The organism is Candidatus Baltobacteraceae bacterium (assembly GCA_036488875.1).
Classification (GTDB): domain Bacteria; phylum Vulcanimicrobiota; class Vulcanimicrobiia; order Vulcanimicrobiales; family Vulcanimicrobiaceae; genus JAFAHZ01.
This window is the reverse complement of record DASXGW010000014.1, coordinates 105234-121413: the sequence shown is the minus strand read 5'-3', so window position 1 is coordinate 121413 and position 16180 is coordinate 105234. Positions and strand designations below refer to the sequence as shown.

General features: G+C 64.8%; 17 protein-coding genes. 14 read left to right on the top strand and 3 right to left on the bottom strand.

Going from position 1 to position 16180, the window contains the following annotated elements; translation table 11 throughout:
- Positions 1-3: 3 nt before the first annotated feature.
- The 11 genes from VGG89_17425 to VGG89_17375 are packed head-to-tail and all read left to right on the top strand — an operon-like array spanning position 4 to position 10985.
- Entirely contained in the window at positions 4-1110 is a 1107-nt protein-coding gene (locus tag VGG89_17425) for an aminotransferase class I/II-fold pyridoxal phosphate-dependent enzyme (GenBank protein HEY1978338.1), read from the top strand.
- Positions 1107-1835 (top strand): metallophosphoesterase family protein, encoded by a 729-nt coding sequence (locus VGG89_17420; GenBank protein ID HEY1978337.1) that lies wholly within the window; start codon positions 1107-1109, stop codon positions 1833-1835. Before VGG89_17425 ends, VGG89_17420 begins: the two co-directional genes overlap by 4 nt.
- Entirely contained in the window at positions 1832-2302 is a 471-nt protein-coding gene (locus VGG89_17415; protein HEY1978336.1) for a PaaI family thioesterase, read from the top strand. The genes VGG89_17420 and VGG89_17415 overlap by 4 nt, the downstream gene beginning before the upstream one ends.
- Complete coding sequence (gene smpB, locus VGG89_17410) at positions 2299-2787, top strand: SsrA-binding protein SmpB (GenBank protein HEY1978335.1); 489 nt, start codon at positions 2299-2301, stop codon at positions 2785-2787. Before VGG89_17415 ends, smpB begins: the two co-directional genes overlap by 4 nt.
- 4 nt (positions 2788-2791) lie before the next feature.
- Positions 2792-3679: a tRNA lysidine(34) synthetase TilS gene (tilS, locus tag VGG89_17405; protein ID HEY1978334.1), complete on the top strand. Its 888-nt coding sequence runs from the start codon at positions 2792-2794 to the stop codon at positions 3677-3679.
- Between the two features lie 8 nt (positions 3680-3687).
- The gene (hpt, locus tag VGG89_17400) at positions 3688-4254 is read left to right on the top strand and encodes a hypoxanthine phosphoribosyltransferase (GenBank protein HEY1978333.1); all 567 of its coding nucleotides are present in this window, start codon (positions 3688-3690) and stop codon (positions 4252-4254) included.
- Positions 4251-6173 carry an ATP-dependent zinc metalloprotease FtsH gene (gene ftsH / locus VGG89_17395; protein ID HEY1978332.1) on the top strand — a complete coding sequence of 641 codons (1923 nt, stop codon included), beginning with the start codon at positions 4251-4253 and terminating at the stop codon, positions 6171-6173. Before hpt ends, ftsH begins: the two co-directional genes overlap by 4 nt.
- A complete protein-coding gene (locus VGG89_17390) occupies positions 6170-7456 on the top strand; it encodes an insulinase family protein (GenBank protein HEY1978331.1) in 1287 nt (428 codons plus the stop codon). Before ftsH ends, VGG89_17390 begins: the two co-directional genes overlap by 4 nt.
- On the top strand, positions 7453-8793 hold the full coding sequence (locus VGG89_17385; GenBank protein ID HEY1978330.1) for an insulinase family protein: 1341 nt from the start codon (positions 7453-7455) through the stop codon (positions 8791-8793). The genes VGG89_17390 and VGG89_17385 overlap by 4 nt, the downstream gene beginning before the upstream one ends.
- Positions 8789-9868: a glycosyltransferase gene (locus VGG89_17380; protein HEY1978329.1), complete on the top strand. Its 1080-nt coding sequence runs from the start codon at positions 8789-8791 to the stop codon at positions 9866-9868. Before VGG89_17385 ends, VGG89_17380 begins: the two co-directional genes overlap by 5 nt.
- A complete protein-coding gene (locus tag VGG89_17375; GenBank protein ID HEY1978328.1) occupies positions 9846-10985 on the top strand; it encodes a hypothetical protein in 1140 nt (379 codons plus the stop codon). Before VGG89_17380 ends, VGG89_17375 begins: the two co-directional genes overlap by 23 nt.
- On the opposite strand, the gene VGG89_17370 is transcribed toward VGG89_17375, so the two are convergent.
- From VGG89_17370 to VGG89_17360, 3 genes are read right to left on the bottom strand one after another with little or no spacing between them, the layout of a single operon-like run.
- Positions 10975-11730: a type II CAAX endopeptidase family protein gene (locus VGG89_17370; protein ID HEY1978327.1), complete on the bottom strand. Its 756-nt coding sequence runs from the start codon at positions 11728-11730 to the stop codon at positions 10975-10977. The genes VGG89_17375 and VGG89_17370 overlap by 11 nt on opposite strands.
- Entirely contained in the window at positions 11672-12505 is an 834-nt protein-coding gene (gene rsmA / locus VGG89_17365) for a 16S rRNA (adenine(1518)-N(6)/adenine(1519)-N(6))-dimethyltransferase RsmA (GenBank protein HEY1978326.1), read from the bottom strand. The genes VGG89_17370 and rsmA overlap by 59 nt, the downstream gene beginning before the upstream one ends.
- Complete coding sequence (locus tag VGG89_17360; protein ID HEY1978325.1) at positions 12505-13608, bottom strand: ubiquitin-like domain-containing protein; 1104 nt, start codon at positions 13606-13608, stop codon at positions 12505-12507. Before VGG89_17360 ends, rsmA begins: the two co-directional genes overlap by 1 nt.
- A 358-nt stretch (positions 13609-13966) precedes the next feature.
- Between VGG89_17360 and VGG89_17355 the strand changes: the two genes are divergently transcribed.
- The 3 genes from VGG89_17355 to VGG89_17345 are packed head-to-tail and all read left to right on the top strand — an operon-like array spanning position 13967 to position 16148.
- Positions 13967-15160, top strand: coding sequence for a glycosyltransferase (locus tag VGG89_17355; GenBank protein ID HEY1978324.1), 1194 nt, complete (start codon positions 13967-13969; stop codon positions 15158-15160).
- Positions 15161-15169: 9 nt separating this feature from the next.
- Positions 15170-15565, top strand: a complete 396-nt coding sequence (locus VGG89_17350) for a hypothetical protein (GenBank protein ID HEY1978323.1) — start codon at positions 15170-15172, stop codon at positions 15563-15565.
- A 10-nt stretch (positions 15566-15575) separates the two neighbouring features.
- Complete coding sequence (locus VGG89_17345; GenBank protein HEY1978322.1) at positions 15576-16148, top strand: DNA-3-methyladenine glycosylase; 573 nt, start codon at positions 15576-15578, stop codon at positions 16146-16148.
- The last annotated feature ends 32 nt before the right edge of the window (positions 16149-16180 follow it).

Sequence of the window (16180 nt, the reverse complement as noted above, 5' to 3'; positions counted from 1 at the left end):
ACGTTGATTCGTCCCACGCCTGCCATCGAGGCGATTCCCGCCACCGTGCCGTTCGTCGGCCCCGAGCAGCTGATGCGCGAAACGGGTCACGGTGAGCTGCTGCGCTTGGGCGCCAACGAAAGCGCGTTCGGACCGTCGCCCAAAGCCGTCGCAGCGATGACGGCGGAGCTTTCACGCTTGAGCTGGTACGGCGATCCGGAATCGCTCGATCTGCGCGACGCGCTCGCCGCCAAACACCGCTGTTCGCCGGAGCAAATCACCGTCGGCTCGGGTATCGACGACGTGATGGGTTTGGCGGTGCGCGCGTTCGTTACGCCGGGCGCCGCCGCGCTGACGACGCGCGGCACCTATCCGACGTTCAACTATCACGTCATCGGGTACGGCGGGCGTTTGCTCTACGCGCCGTATCGCGACGACGGAACGCTCGACCTCGACGCTATGCTCGAGATCGCAGGGCGCGAACGCCCCGCAATCGTTTACTTGGCAAACCCGGACAATCCGAGCGGGTCGTTCGTGAAGCGCGACGGGATCGCGCGATTCTTCGAACGGTTGCCGCACGATTCGCTGTTCCTGCTCGACGAAGCGTACGCCGATTTCGTCGACGAAACGGACTTACTGCCGCCGGCGTTCGAAGACCGAATCGTTCGCATGCGAACGTTTTCCAAAGCTTACGGGATGGCCGGCGCACGTATCGGCTATGGACTCGCGAGCAAAGCCATCGTCGAGATCTTCCAAAAGATTCGGCTGCACTACGGCATCAATCGCAACGCGCAAATCGGTGCGCTGGCCTCGCTGCAAGACGAAGCGTTTCGCGACTACGTGGTGCGCGAGACGGCGCGGGCGCGCGACGACTACTATGCGCTGGCGCGCGAGCTGGCACTAGGGTACGTCGAGTCGTGCGCGAACTTCGTTTGCATCGATTTAGGGAGCGCCGAACGCGCGACGGCCGTCATGAACGAGCTGCTCCGCCGCGGCGTGTGGATCCGCAAGCCGGGAGCCGCACCGCTCGACCGCTGCGTTCGCGTCAGCGCCGGTACTTCCGAGATGCGGCACGCCTTCGCGGACGCGTTTCGCGCCGTGCTGTCTGAATCGCCTGTGGAGGCGAGATGACGCGCTACGCCATCGTCTCCGACGTCCACGGCAATCTCGATTCGCTGAAAATCGCCATGGCCATGATGGAGCCGGACGACCGCGTCATCTCGCTGGGCGACATGGTCGGCTACGGGCCCAATCCCAACGAGTGCGTCGCCCTGTTGCGCGAGCGGAGCGTTCACGCCGTGCTCGGCAACCACGATCTCGCCGCGACCGAGAACTACGGCGTCGAGTACTTCAACGACGCGGCGCGCGAAGCGATCGCGTGGACGCAATCGGTGCTCGACGACGACAGCCGCAAGTGGCTCAACACGCTGCCGTACGAGCTGCGGCTGCCGGAGTTTTTGCTGGTGCACGGCGCGCCGGTCAACTACTTCGAATACGTGCTCGATAAACGCACCGCCGCCTCGGCGTTCGAGCGCACCGACGCGCCGCTGGTCTTCATCGGCCACACGCACATCGCCGAGTACTGGGTGCAGCAAGCCGACGGAAGCATCGGTCTCAAGCACATGCAGCACGGCGGCGAGCTCGAGCTCGATCCGGCGCTGCGCTATATCGTCGACGTCGGAAGCGTCGGGCAGCCGCGCGACCTCAATCCGGAAGCGTCGTTCGTCTTCTACGAACCCGAGAAACGGCGCGTCGAATGGGTGCGCTATCCCTATCCGATCGACGAAGTGCAGCATAAGATCCACGCCTGCCACCTTCCGGGATACTTGGCGGATCGACTCAAAATCGGCCGATGATCCCGGGCGACATTCCATTTGACGACGGCAACTGTTTTGCGTGCGGGCCGGCCAATCCAATCGGGTTGCACTTGCATTTCGATCGTGCCGAAACCGAAGGCGTGCGCTGCAATGCGTTGCTTGCGTCGCAGTTTCAAGGGTGGCGCGGTATCGCGCACGGCGGCATCGTGATGGCCCTGCTCGACGAAGCGATGGCGCACGCCGCGGGCTTTGCCGGTCAGCGCGGCGTGACGGCGAGCGTCACCGTGCGGTTTCGCAAACCGGTTCCGCTCGAGCGGCCGATCGACATCCGCGGCCGCGTCGCGTGGCAGCGCCGTAACGTCCTCGGCGTCGAGGCGAAGATCTTCGATGAAGCCGGCACCCTGCTTGCCGAGGCCGAAGGCCACTTCGTCTCGCGCGGCCCACTCGAAGCAGCCGACGATCGGCGCAATCCAGCCCTTCGACAAGCTCAGGATGACAAGTTTTGAAGTCTAAGCAAGCACGTATTCAGGTAAAATCGGAGGCCAAAAAACACAACTCGCCGACGATCGACAACCGGCGCGCGCGGCACGAGTATCACATCCTCGAGTCGCTCGAAGCCGGCCTCGTGCTCACCGGCACCGAGGTCAAGTCGATTCGTGCCGGCGGCGCGAGCTTGACCGAAGCGTACGCACGCTTTCGCGACGGCGAAGCGTGGCTGTTAGGGATGCACGTGCCGCCGTATAAGCAAGGCAGCTTCGCCAATACCGAGCCAAACCGCCCGCGCAAGCTGCTCTTGCATAAGGAGCAGATCGCGGAGCTGCAGGGACGCGTCTCCGAAAAAGGATTTACGATCGTGCCGCTGCGGCTGTATTTCACGCGCGGCATGGCAAAAGTGCAGCTCGGGCTCGCGCGCGGCAAGAAGGTTTGGGACAAGCGCGCGGACGTCGCCAAGCGCGACGTCGAGCGCGAGATCGCGCGACACGTCCGATAGTCGAATGCGAGGCGCGCGGCCGCATGCGGCCATCGAGCAATCCATCGAACGCGACGGAATCGTGCGGCCCGGCGAGCGCATCGTCATCGCGTGCAGCGGCGGTGCCGACTCGGTCGCTCTCGTTGCCGCGTTGCACGCCGTCGCCAAACCCATGACGCTTGCTCTATCGGTCGCGCACGTCAATCACGGCACGCGCCGATCCGCTTGGCAAGACGAATGCGTCGCGCTGCGCATCGGGGCGACGTTCGAGATGCCGGTCGACGTGGTGGCGCTCGACGCGGTAAGCGACGCCGAGAACGAGCTGCGCGCGGCGCGTTACGCCGCGCTGGGCGATATCGCGCGGCGGCGCGGGGCGGGCGTCGTGGCGACGGCGCACCACGCCGAGGATCAGAGCGAGACGGTGTTGCTCGCGCTCTTCCGGGGCGCCGGTCCCGAGGGTTTGGCGGGCATGGCGTCTCGCCGCCGGCTCGACGAGGGCGTCGATCTCGCCCGGCCCTTGCTTCGCATTCCCGCCGGCGAGCTGCGCGGGTATTGCCACGCCGAATCGCTGCCCTATTGCGTCGACCCGACCAACGCCGACGACGACCGGCGGCGCAACGCGGTTCGCAGCGCCCTGGGAGCACTGCGCCCGCTCTTCCCCGGCCTGGACGAGGCAGTGGCTCGGGCGGCCCATCTGGCGGGCGACGAGGTTCGGTCGCCCGAGCGCGCCGAACTGCGGCGTCTGGTTCGGGAGCACCTCTCACGTGAGGACAGCCTGCGCGACGTCGATTTCACTCACGTCGAGGCAGCGGTTCGAGCGCTCGAAAGCGGCAGCAGCGGGAGCTTTTATATGAAGGCTGGGATTCGGCTGGAGATCGAGCGCGGCGCGATAGCGGGTATCACCAAGGGATGAGTGGTTGCGTGGAGAGGCCGGCCGCCGGCCGGCGACTCTACGGCCAGGATCAGATCGAGGCCGCGGTCGCGCGCCTCGCCGGGGAGGTGGCGAAGACCTACCGGGGGCAACCGCTGGTCCTGCTCGGCGTGTTGAAGGGGGCGCTGTACTTTACGGTCGATTTAGCGCGGGCGCTAGCCGGGGTTGCCGGTGGGCCAAGCGAGATCTTCGTGGACTACATCTCCGTCGTCAGTTATGAAGGTGCCGAGTCGAGCGGGAACGTTCGGCTGCTGCTCGACGAAGCGACGCCGCTGGAAGGGCGGCACCTGCTGATCGTGGAGGACATCGCCGATAACGGTCTCACGTTGGCATATCTGCAAACGTTGCTATCGGAGCGGCGGCCTGCAAGCCTGCGGACGTGCACCCTGTTCGACAAGCCGTCGCGGCGCAGGGTACAGGTTCGGCTCGATTTCGTGGGGCTAACCGTGCCGAACACCTTTGCCGTAGGTTACGGTTTGGACTACCAGGAAATGTATCGGAACCTGCCCTACCTGGCGGAGTTGGAAATACAAGAAAGTCAACGCGAATTAACGTGAGCAAACATCTCCGGTCGATCTTCCTCGTCATTCTGGCTGCGGTGGTGGTCTTCATCATCGTGGAACGCTTCGTGCAGCCAAGTGAGGGAGCCGCGCGCCTCGACTACGGCGCGTTCTATCAAAAGCTCGAGGCGGGACAGGTACAGTCGTTCCACGCGGTTGGGTTGTCGGCTACCGGCGACCTGGCGAACGGCACGAAATACACCGTCGCGATTCCCAACGTCGACCAGACCTTCGTCAACGAGGTCTACAAGCGTGTCAAGAGTACCGCGATCAGTTTCGATCAACAGTCGAACACCGGACTCTTCGCAAGCTTGATCGGTCTGGCGCCTCTGGCCATCACGGTGCTGCTGCTGTTCTTTATCTTGCGGCAGGCACAAAGCGGAGGCAGCCAGGCTCTCTCCTTCGGACGATCGCGCGCGAAGATGCTGTCGGAAAACCGTCCGAAGGTGACGTTCGCCGACGTGGCCGGCGTCGACGAGGCAAAAGAAGAGCTCGCCGAGATCGTCGACTTCTTGAAATATCCGAAGAAATATCAGTCGTTGGGCGCGCGCATTCCCAAGGGCGTGCTGCTGTTGGGACCGCCCGGCACCGGCAAGACGCTGCTGGCGCGCGCGATCGCGGGTGAAGCCGGCGTCCCGTTTCTTTCGATCTCCGGTTCCGACTTCGTCGAGATGTTCGTCGGCGTCGGTGCGTCGCGCGTCCGCGATCTGTTCGATCAAGCCAAGAAGTCGGCGCCCTGCATCGTCTTCATCGACGAAATCGATGCGGTCGGGCGCCAGCGCGGCGCCGGTCTCGGCGGCGGACACGACGAGCGCGAGCAAACGCTCAACCAGCTCCTCGTCGAGATGGACGGCTTCGACCAGAACACCGGCGTTATTCTGATCGCGGCAACCAACCGTGCCGACGTCCTGGATCCGGCGCTGTTGCGTCCGGGCCGCTTCGACCGGCAGATCGTCGTCGGGCGTGCCGATTTCAAGGGCCGTCAGAAAATTCTCGAAGTGCATGCGCGCAACAAGCCGCTGGGGCGCGAAGTTTCGTTGGAGACGCTTGCAAAACGAACGCCCGGATTCTCGGGCGCCGACCTGGAGAATCTCCTGAACGAAGCGGCACTCCTGGCGGCGCGACGCAACAAGAACGTCATCGAGATGATCGATTGCGATGAAGCGATCGACCGCGTCATGGTCGGTCCCGAGCGCAAGTCGGTGGTGATGTCGACAAAATCGAAGAACATCGCCGCCTATCACGAGTCGGGCCACGCCGTCATCGGCGGGCTGCTCGAAAAGGCCGATCCGGTGCACAAGGTCACGATCATTCCGCGCGGCATGGCGCTGGGTTTGACCTGGTCGTTGCCTGAAGACGACCGCTATCAAGTCACGCGCGAAGAACTCATCGCGCAGATCACGATGGCGCTGGGCGGCCGCCTCTCCGAAGAGATCAAGTTCGGCGACGTCACGACCGGCGCGAGTAACGACTTCGAGAAAGCGACCGAGCTCGCGCGCCGGATGGTCACGCAATACGGCATGAGCGAGCTGGGTCCGATTCAGTACGGTCGCGGCCAGCATCAGGTATTCTTGGGACGCGACATCGGCGAAGAGCGCAACTACTCAGAGGAAGTCGCGAGCAAGATCGACGCGCAGGTTCGACAGATCATCGAATCGTGTTACGACAACGGCAAGCGCATTCTCAACGAAAACTGGGATAAGGTCGAGCGCATGGTGGGCTCGCTGCTCGAATACGAAACGGTCGAGGCCGAAGAGGTCAGGGCCATTCTCGAAGGCCGTCCGTTCGATCGTGGTGCCGCCGCCAACGTCGCCCCGCCGGAGAATGAAAGCGGTCGTCCCGCCGCCGGCGACGAGCACAAGCGTTCCGAAAAGCCCTCACGTCTGCCCCCGAAGATTTCGCCGGAACCGGCATGAGGGCAGCGGCACTCTTCGTCTGCGCGGTGTTGCTCGCAGCGGCACCGTGCAATGCCTTGCAGTCGATGCAGCAGCGCGGCGCGCTGCCTCACGGCGGGTCGTACGTGCTCGATCCCGATCCGACGATTTCCGCTGCCGCCATCGATCTGTGGTTTCGCGCGCCGGGTGCGGGATACGACGACGGCGCTCCAGGAATTTCGCGTTTAGCGGCAACCGCGGCCGCGGCGGCCCCCTTGACCACCGGCAAGTCGCTCGTCGAAATGGTGCATAGCGTCGGCGGCGTTCTCTCGATCGACGTGTATCCGGATATCGTCGGCATCGGCGCCGTCGTGCCGTCGTCGTCGGCGCGGCGCGTGGTGGCGGCCATGACCGCCGCGTATTTTGCGCCCGCAATCGACGACGCATCGGTGAAGACCGCGCAGCGCGACTCGGCGGTACGCGCCGTGGAGCAGCGGTACTCGGCCGATCAGACGCTGCACGATCTGCTGTTCAAAGAAGTTTTTTCAGCCGGACCCGCACACTATCCGCCCTTGCCCGACTCGGTATCGGCGCTGACGCGGATCCCGACCGCCGACGTGGCGACGTTTGCCAAACGCGCGTTTCGTTCCGATAACGCCGTCCTGACCGTCTCGGGGAACGTCGATACGTCGACGCTCGAAGCCGTGACCGACGGCCAGGGCAACGGATCGATGGATCGTCCGTTCAACTCGAAGCTGTCGGGCTCGAACGGTGCGTCAACCGAGCAAGGATCGGTCGACGGTGTCGGTCTGGCGTGGGTCGGACCGCCGATCGTCGACACGAAAGCGGCGACCGCGCTCGATTTCGTTGCCGACTATCTGTTCCGCGATGAAACGGGCGTCGTCTCAAAAGCACTAGACGCGCTCAAATCGTCGACGTACGTCAGCGGTCAGTTCGTCACGCTCAACAATCCGGGCGTGATGCTGGTGACGATCAGCGGTGACGATACGAAATCGGCCAAGCAACGCGTGATCGACGAGCTGCAAAGGCTCGCGCAGCCGCTCGATGCCAAAACGTTCGCGGCCGCGCGCGAAGCGTTTCTCTACCACCTCGCGTCCGACACGCAGACGCCCCAAGGTCAGGCCGACAACCTTGGCTGGTATAGCGCCGAAGGCAACGCGTCGTACGCGCCCGGCGATACCGGGGGCGAGTACGAAAGCACCGCCCGCTCGCTCGATCCGCAATTCGTAGCCGGCATCGTGCAGCGATATCTGAAAGAACCGGTCGTCGTGAACTTGGTTACCGCAAAGGCGTCCGCATCGTGAGCGCACGGGGCACGGTCAATGCAGTCTTTGCACTCGCGCTCGCGGCGTTGCCGCTCGGCGCGCGTGCCGCCGGTGAAACGGCGGTGCCGGCGCCGGCCATCGAAACCGTCGGCGGTTCGACCATCGTGCAGCAAACCGACGCGCGGCTTCCGCTCGTCGGCGTCGAGGTCGTCGTGCGCGCGGGTCTCGACCGTCAAACGCTCAAGCAGAACGGTCTGGCAGCGCTCGTCGCGGCAGCGATCCTCCATACGCCCGTCGCACGCACCGCGGGAGACGCATCGGTCCCGCTCGATCAGGCGGTTGCCGCCAACGGCGGAAGCGTGCGCGTAACCGTCGATCCCGCCGACGTCCGCTTTTACATCGAATCGCTCTCCACCGACGCGCCGGCCGTGGTCGATCTGTTTCGCCGCGCGTTGGCAGCACCGGATTTTAGCGCGACGACGATGCGCGCCGCACGCGCCGCGCTCATCACGCAGATTGCGGCGTCGCAGCAGTACGCGCTCCAAGTCGGCATCGACATGCTCAACGCGGCCTCGTCGTCCCAAGCAAATGCCGGCATGCCGTCGCTGGGAACGCCCGCGTCGCTCGCTCAACTATTATCCGCCGACGCCTCGGCATTTTATCGCACGTATTACCGTCGCGGCGGCAGTTACGTCAGCGCGGCCGGACGGTTGGAGACGCTCGATGCCACTGCGTTGCGCGGTATTGCCGAGGCGCTTCCCGAGGGGAACACCGCGGTGGTCAACGTGAGCGTGAGGCCCCTGCACGGCGCGTCGCGCGAGATCGTCACTCACCGCGACATCGCGTCGCCGTGGCTCATCGCACAGTACGACGCACCCGGTGTCGATAGCCGCGATTTCGGACCGATGCTGGTACTGGCAGCGTTCGTGAAACGGACGCTCGCCGACATCGCGCAAGTTCCCGGCGTCGTCTCGGAGACGTTCGCGTCGCGCGCGGTGGGCGCCGTATATTCGTACGATCGTTCGCCGGCGCGGCTCGTGCTGTACGTCAACGGCGGCATCGGTAATCCAAGCCGCGCGTTTGCCACCGCGCTATCGGTCGTCAACGTCCTCGCGGCAACGCGGCTGGAAGGGTCGATCGATCAGTTCAAAGCGCAGGCCGCAGGCGACTTCGCAACGTCGGCGACGACGCTCGAAACGCGTGCGTGGCTGGCCACCGTGTTTGCTCGCGACGGGACGTCACCCGACTATCTCGATCGCGCGCTGCGCGCGATCGCTTCGACGACCCCGGAAGACGTGCAGCGCGTGGCGCGGACGTACATGGGCAAACCGACGATCGCGCTCGTTTTGCCGCGTTCCGGTAACTTGCAAAATTAAGGTCGCACTCGTACACGACTATCTCAATCAGCGGGGGGGTGCCGAACGCGTCTTCGCACGGATCGCACAAGGCTGGCCCGACGCACCGGTGTACACGGCGCTCTACGATCCGGCGGCGACCGGCGACCTGATTTCGCCCGAGCGCGTCCGCGTATCGTATTTATCGCGCGTCCCGTATTCGAAGCGATTCTTTCGCGCGCTGGCGCCGCTGTATCCGCGCGCCTTCGAATCGTTCGACCTGTCGGCATTCGACACGATCGTCAGCTCGACGACGGCGTGGGCCAAAGGCGTGATCGTTCCACCGGGAGCCGTGCACGTCTGTTACATCAATACCGTTAGCCGCTTTACGTTCGCCTACGACGAATACGTCGGCACCAAGCTGGCGCGTCCGATCGTCGACCGGCTGGTGGAGTGGGATCGCCGCGCCGCGCAGCGCCCGACCCGTTTCGTCGCCAACTCGCGCAACGTCGCCGCCCGCATCGAAAAGTACTACGGACGGGACGCCGACGTGCTGCACTGTCCCGTCGAGGTCGACCGTTTCAGCGTCGGCCGCGGCCGCGGAGATTACTTTTTCGTTGCGTCGCGCCTGCTGCCGTACAAGCGCGTCGATCTCGCCATTCGGGCCGCGGCGCTCGCCGGCGTCGCGCTGCTCGTCGCCGGGACGGGCCCCGCCGAAGCGGCGCTACGCCGTGAAGCGCAGGGAACGACGACGACCATGCTGGGATACGTCGACGACGCTCGCATGAACGAGCTCATGGGCAATGCGCGCGCCGCCGTTCTTCCGGGTGAAGAAGATTTTGGGTTGGTTCCGCTCGAGGCTGCGGCGTGCGGACGCCCGACGATTGCGTTTCGCGGCGGCGGTGCGTTGGAGACGGTCGTCGACGGCGTAACCGGCACGTTCTTCGAGAACGCGAACCCGGAATCGCTTGCAGCGGCGCTGCGAGCCTTCGATCCGGCGCCTTTTAACCCGGCGGCGCTGCGCGCGCACGCCGAAACGTTCGCACCGCCTAGGTTCATCGAGCGACTGCGCGCGATCGTCGCGCGGGTGCGTGATGAAGCTCTTACGCCGGCTTAGGCGACGCCCGCCCGACGCCGACCCGAGCCTGGCGCGCACGGTGCTCGGTGCGATGCGCGAAGACCGCGAACGCTTCGCGGAGCTGCGGGGCGCGCGCGTTCTCATCTATTGGCCGCACGGCCTCGGCGACTGGGTGCACCTCAGCGCGATAGCGCCGCTGCTCGAACAGAGCAACGTCTACGCCATCACCCGTTTCGGCGACGACTACGTCAGCGTGATGGAGGGCAACCGCTTCTTTGCGCCGCTTCGCAGCGGCGTTCGTAAACCGGGCGACGGCAGCGAGCGCGGCGCGAAGCATTTCGGCGTGACCCTGGACGACTGTAACGGCCGCCGGGTGTCGCTCGCGCTTCCGGATCCGCTCGATGAAGAAGCGCTGCGCTTTGCGCCCGAAGCGCTGTTGTGGACCGACTATCCCGAAACCGAAGGACGAACCGCGTATCCGTTTCACACCAAGGCGCGCAACCTCGCGCGGCTGCTCGTGCGCCGCGAGCGGCTGCAGGGCTTCGACCTCTCGCGGCCGCTGGCCAGTACGATCGATTTCTCGGTGTCGCAAGACGTGCAGCGCCGCGTGGACGAACGTCTGGCGCGATTTGCCTCGCCGGGATCGCGCGTAGCGCTGGTCTCGCGCGCAGGCGTCACGGCCGCGCGAAAAAACTGGGGCGACGGATCGGAGTTCGCGCAAGTCGCCGCGACGCTCGCGCAGCGCGACTCGCGCTGGCGCTTCATTTCCATGGACGAAGAGACGGCGCACCCGGCCGTCGCCGGATTTCGTGCGCTGTTCGGTGACGTCGACGAGCCCTTCGCACGCGTTTTGAAAGCGTTGCTAACGCGAACCGATTTGGCGATTGCGGTTCCGGCGGGCCCGCTGCACGTCGCCATGGCGCATGGGGGAATCCCCGTCGTCGGGCTCTGGCTCGCCCATCACCCCGACTGGTACGACGAGCCCAATCCTCACGCCGTCCACCTCATCGGCCGCTACGTTCGCGATCGCGGTTTCGACCGGCGCCCCGCGACGACGACCAAACCGTCGTCGCTCGCGCATCGCATCGAATATTTGGAAACTCCGAACGTACCGGCCGGCGCAGTACTCGCGGCCGTCGAGTCGGTTATTTCGTGACGTTCGGCGTGAACAGCAGCGCGAGAATCGAAACGAGATTGAACAGACTATGGGAGATCATCGACGAGAACGCATTGCGCGAGCGATAGTAGACGTAGCAGAGAATCATTCCGCCCAGTGCCAGCGGAAGCGCCGCGTAGAAATCGTTGTGTGCCAGTCCGAAGAGAACGCCGCTGAGCACGGCGCCCACCCAAAAACCGCCGTAGCGTAATCCGAGGTTGAAGAAGAAGACCCGGAAGATCGTTTCTTCGGCGAACGGCGCGAAGACGCACGCAAAAAGCACGAAGATCACGATCGTCGTCGGATCGTGAATGCCTTTGAAGAGCTCGATGACCCCTTGTTCGTGTTTGCTGTGCGCGAGGTAGTCGATCAGGGTCGCCCCGCCGTTGGCAATGACGATCATCGCGACGGCGCCCGCCAAACCGGTAAGGACCGACGTTCGGGTCGGCGCGCGATACCCCAGCTCGCGAAGTGAGAACTTCGAAAGGGCAGGCAACGACAGCAGGACGACGAGCAGTAAGACGCCTTCGAGCGCGGCCGTCAGGAACAACGAGACCCAAATCACCCACGGCGGGATGTTGGCGAACGAAACGCCGCCCGTGTTTGCTTTCGCGTTGACATAGAACCCGGCAATAAAGATCGCCGCGAGCACGATCGCAACGACCCACGTCCAGGGACTGCGAAAACTATCCTTCGGCCAACGCGTCGGCCAGGCGGGCGAAATCGTCGAGGTCGAGTCGTTCACCGCGTTGCTCCGGAGAGAGATGGATCGTCGCAATCGCCCGTTCGACGCGCGCTCGATCGAAGCCGAGCGACAGGATCAAACTGTTGGCGAGCGTTTTGCGGCGGTACGCGAACGCGCCGCGAACGACCTTCCAGAAGAGGGTCAGGTCGCGAGGCCGCACCGGCGGGCGCTCGCGCCGCTCCATGCGCACGACCGTCGAATGCACTTTAGGCGCCGGATAGAACGAACCGGGACCCAGCGTAAACTCGCGTCGCACCTGCATGGCGTAACCGACGGCGACCGTGAGACTTCCGTAGGCGGACGTTCCCGGCTTTGCCGCAAGGCGTTCCGCGACGTCTTTTTGGATCATGACGGTCAGCGATTGCGGACCGTCGTCCATTTCGCAGAAACGGAGAATCAGCGGAGTCGCCACGTTGTACGGCAGATTACCCGCAACGCGCCACGGCCCGGCCCTTGCGTAGGAGGTGTAATCGAACTCGAGTGCATCGGCTTCTACGATGTGAGGTCCGTGCAGTTCGTCGCGCGAACGCAGCAGTTCGACCAGCTCGGGATCGATTTCGATCGCGGTAACGTCGGCACCCTCGGCCAAAAGCGCTTGCGTCAGCGTTCCGGTGCCGGCGCCGATCTCGACGACGCGCGCACCCGGTTCGTCCGCAACGCAAAGACGGGCGATCCGCGCAGCGGCGCCCGCATCCATCAAAAAGTTTTGACCGTAGCGTTTCTTTGGACGGAGGCCCCAGCGCGCGAGCAACGCCCGCGGGTGCTCGGAGCTCACTACTTCAATCTATAAACAGTGACTTGGCGACGGCCGAAGAGCATGGCGTCGCGTTCGGAGTTGAAACCGAGATCGATGCGGTAACCGCGAATTGCGCCGCCCGTGTCGCCGGCGATTGCCATACCGTAACCGGGGATGAACAGCCGCGTTCCCAACGGGATGACGCTAGGATCGACCGCGACGATGCCGTGGCCGGCCGGCCGGCCGATCGCGGTAATGCCGCTGCACCCGGAGCATTCGGCGGTATACGCCGTGGCCACCATCTCGAGTGCGCTCTGCGCCATGAACGCGGTGCGCGCGATCCCGCGCGATTCGAACTGCGCGAACGCTTCGTATTCGTCGACGCCGGCGGCGACGACGCGCGGCCGCGACTTGCGCAGCACGCGTGACGCGAGCACCTGTTGCGAAACGGCGCCGCCGTCGAGCTGCGTGAAACGCACGCGCTCCTCGCGCTCACCGGTCGAACCCGCAGAAATTACGTGACTGCTGCCCGGCGTCATCGAGAAGTCGAGACGCGCAATCGTTTGCGGCTTGATGCGAACGCGACGGGTGTGCTCCCACGTGACGACGCGCACGATGCGCACGGTGCCGTTAGCCGGGACCGGTTGGTCGAGCGCGGGTGTGACGCGATCGTCGCGGCTGAGCGCAATGTTTTCTTCTTCGAGCAGCGATCCGACGTCGTCGGCCGCCGACGACACCGTAATACGCTGATGCGCGGTTTGTACGTTCACCGAAACGGCCGAGCGATATTCGACGAGTAAACCATCTGAAATCGGAACGTCGATCGAAGGATAGACGTAGTCGTGCGGACCTACAACGATGTTGCGCTCGCGCAAGAAATCCCCGACGGTCGCCGCATCGGTTTGCTGCGGTGCAGACGAACCGTTCGCGTCGAGCGTGATCGAATGCGCCACCGTCGTGGCCGGGCTGACTTCGGGGGAAGCCGAAGCAAACGCCGCCGACGGGTGGGTGACGAAACCGGCCCAAATGAACGTGGCTGTGAGGAGACCGACGCCAAGGACGTCGCTCAGCCGAACGGGGCCGCGGCCGATCAAAACGAGGAGTTCCTTTCCGTCCCGGTCCGGGCTAACGGTTTGCCGCACACCAATCAAGCAAGCAAACGTTAAGCCTCGAGCCGGCGCGCACTTTGCGTGCGAGAGCTGAGTACAAGGCGCCTTACGCGCGAACGATTTTGTTGTTATCCGGGGACCTAGCGACGCTCCGTAGAGCATCAGGCACGTCCCAATCGGTCGGGAACCGCCCCCTCGAAATGGGGTGACACGGCAGTTCACGGGGTTGCCGGGTAGGCAACTAGGCTTGACCCGGGCACTATAGCACGCGCTTTGAGACGAAGGAATATGCCTAAAGTCGCAATCAGGCAGGGAGGCCCTTTTGCGACGAGCCGCGGCGCGCATGCCGGTTCGATGGGCAAAACATACCCGGCACCGAACTGTGGAAAACGTGTCGATCCTTCGCTTGGGGTTCTTTACCGAGGTCTACCGGCCGGTCGTCAACGGCGTGGTGGCCTCGGTCGAGGCGTTGGCCGAGGGCTTGGGGAGCCGTGGGCACCAGGTGTATTGCTTCACGCCTCGGATGCCGGGTTACGACGACCGCGCGCAACCTGCGGCGACCGACGTGCTGCGCATGCCGTCGCTGCCGCTGCCGACGCGAACGCCCTATCGACTCACCCTGCCGCTGGTGAGCCGGCGTAACGTCAACAACATCGTCAAGCGGCTCTCGCTCGTACACGTGCATTCGCCGTTCGTCACCGGGTGGATGGGATTGCGCTACGCGCGCCGCTACGGTATGCCGCTGGTTTATACGTACCACACGCAGCTCGAGGCGTACGCGCACTACGTCCCGTTCGAGCCGAACGCGACGCGGTTTGCCGCGTCGCAGCTCACGCGCACGTTTGCCAATCTCGCCGACGCGGTGGTCGTTCCCACGCCCGCGATGGCCAAGCACCTACGTCAGCTCGGCGTCAGCGTACGGATCGAGGTCGTGCCGAGCGGCATCGACGTCACCCGTTTCGGCGCCGGCCGGCGGGACGAGGAGCTGCGCGCGGCACTTGGCGCCGCGCCGACGGACCGGCTGCTGCTTTGCGTCTCGCGCCTAGGCAAGGAAAAGAATATCGACGCGCTGATCGACGCGCTGGCGATGGCCGGGGATCCCGCATTGCGCCTGGCGATCGCGGGCGACGGGCCCGCCCGCGAAGAGCTCGAAGCGCACGCGATCGCGGCGGGAGTCGCGGACCGGATCCGTTTCTTGGGCGTGGTCGATCGCGTCCGGCTGCCCGATCTCTACGCTAGCGCCGACGCGTTCGTGATGCCGAGCATGACCGAGACGCAAGGGCTCGTGCAGGCCGAAGCGCTTGCCGCCGGCGCGTTCGTCATCGCGGCCGACGCGGGACCCAACCGCGACGTCGTCGGCAACGCCGGACTGATCGTCGAGCCGACCGCGCAAGGCTTCGCGGCCGGTTTCGCCGCGATCCCGATCGTTCCGAACCGCCACATCGCCGATCATGCGCGCCGAACGGCGAGGCGGTTTTCGATCGCGGCCCAGGTCGATCGAATGCTCGAGCTATACGAGAGCCTGCTCCCGGGAGAGGCCGGGTTGTTGGATCCGAGGTTGACATCGAACATACGTTCGATATAGAATTGCCTCATGATACCGGTGGAGGTGGAGGTCGGCTTTGGCGCCGGAAGCGGCGGCCGCGGCATCGCCTACGCTCGGATCCGCGGCGGAGCGGCGGATCAGCTGTTGCGCGTGGCGTTTAGGGTGCCGCGCCAGTTCGCCGACGCCGAAGTCGGGTATGCCGCGCTAACCGCCGTCGCGCGCGCCCTGCGCAAGCGCCGGCTGAAGAACGTTCGGCTCGCCGTCGACGACCCTGGCCTGGTCGACGGTCTGAGCGGCGGCGAAGTCCCGCCCCCGATGGTGCTGCCCTACGTTCGCCTCAAGTGCGCGCTCAATGGATTCGATGACGTCAGAGTGAGTGCGACGCCAACGAACGATTTGGCCCAGCGTGCGCGCGCCGAGGTGGCACTTCTGCCCGCAGCGTAATTTTCAACGATTGAACCTCCCGATTGAAACGCAGGCGCTGGCCGAGTCGCTGGTCGGCTGTATCTTGGTTCGCGAGAGTCGCGAGGGTCTTGTCGCGGGACGAATCGTCGAAACCGAGGCCTACCTTCCGGGCGATCCCGCGTGTCACGCCTATATCGGCAAGACGGCCCGCAACGCAACGCTGTTCGGGCCGCCGCACCGCGCATACGTCTACCTCATATACGGTACGTCGCATTGCTTCAATTTATCGAGCGAGAGCGACGGCGAAGGTGCCGGCGTGCTGGTGCGCGCGCTCGAGCCGGTCGAAGGACTGGCGATCATGCAGCGCCGGCGCGGCACCGAGCTTCTGCGCGATCTGTGCCGGGGGCCGGGGCGTCTATGTGCCGCGCTCGCCATCGATCGATCGTTCGATGGAGCGGAGCTCTTTACGGGACGCAACCTCTGGATCGAATCCGGCGACCCCAAGGGGAGGGTGCGTCGCAGCCGGCGGATCGGCCTCAGCCGCGCCGCGCACCGCCGGTTGCGGTTTTACGAAACGGGCAATCCGTTCGTCAGCGGGCCGGCCCGCTTGAGCCCTCCTTGAAGCCTTAGCAAGCCTATGGTATAGTTTGACCG

Coding starts and splice junctions, on each gene's coding strand:
- VGG89_17420 (HEY1978337.1), top strand. CDS start 1,107: ATGACGCGCTACGCCATCGTCTCCGACGTCCACGGCAATCTCGATTCG.
- VGG89_17375 (HEY1978328.1), top strand. CDS start 9,846: ATGAAGCTCTTACGCCGGCTTAGGCGACGCCCGCCCGACGCCGACCCG.
- VGG89_17350 (HEY1978323.1), top strand. CDS start 15,170: ATGATACCGGTGGAGGTGGAGGTCGGCTTTGGCGCCGGAAGCGGCGGC.
- VGG89_17390 (HEY1978331.1), top strand. CDS start 6,170: ATGAGGGCAGCGGCACTCTTCGTCTGCGCGGTGTTGCTCGCAGCGGCA.
- VGG89_17415 (HEY1978336.1), top strand. CDS start 1,832: ATGATCCCGGGCGACATTCCATTTGACGACGGCAACTGTTTTGCGTGC.
- tilS (HEY1978334.1), top strand. CDS start 2,792: ATGCGAGGCGCGCGGCCGCATGCGGCCATCGAGCAATCCATCGAACGC.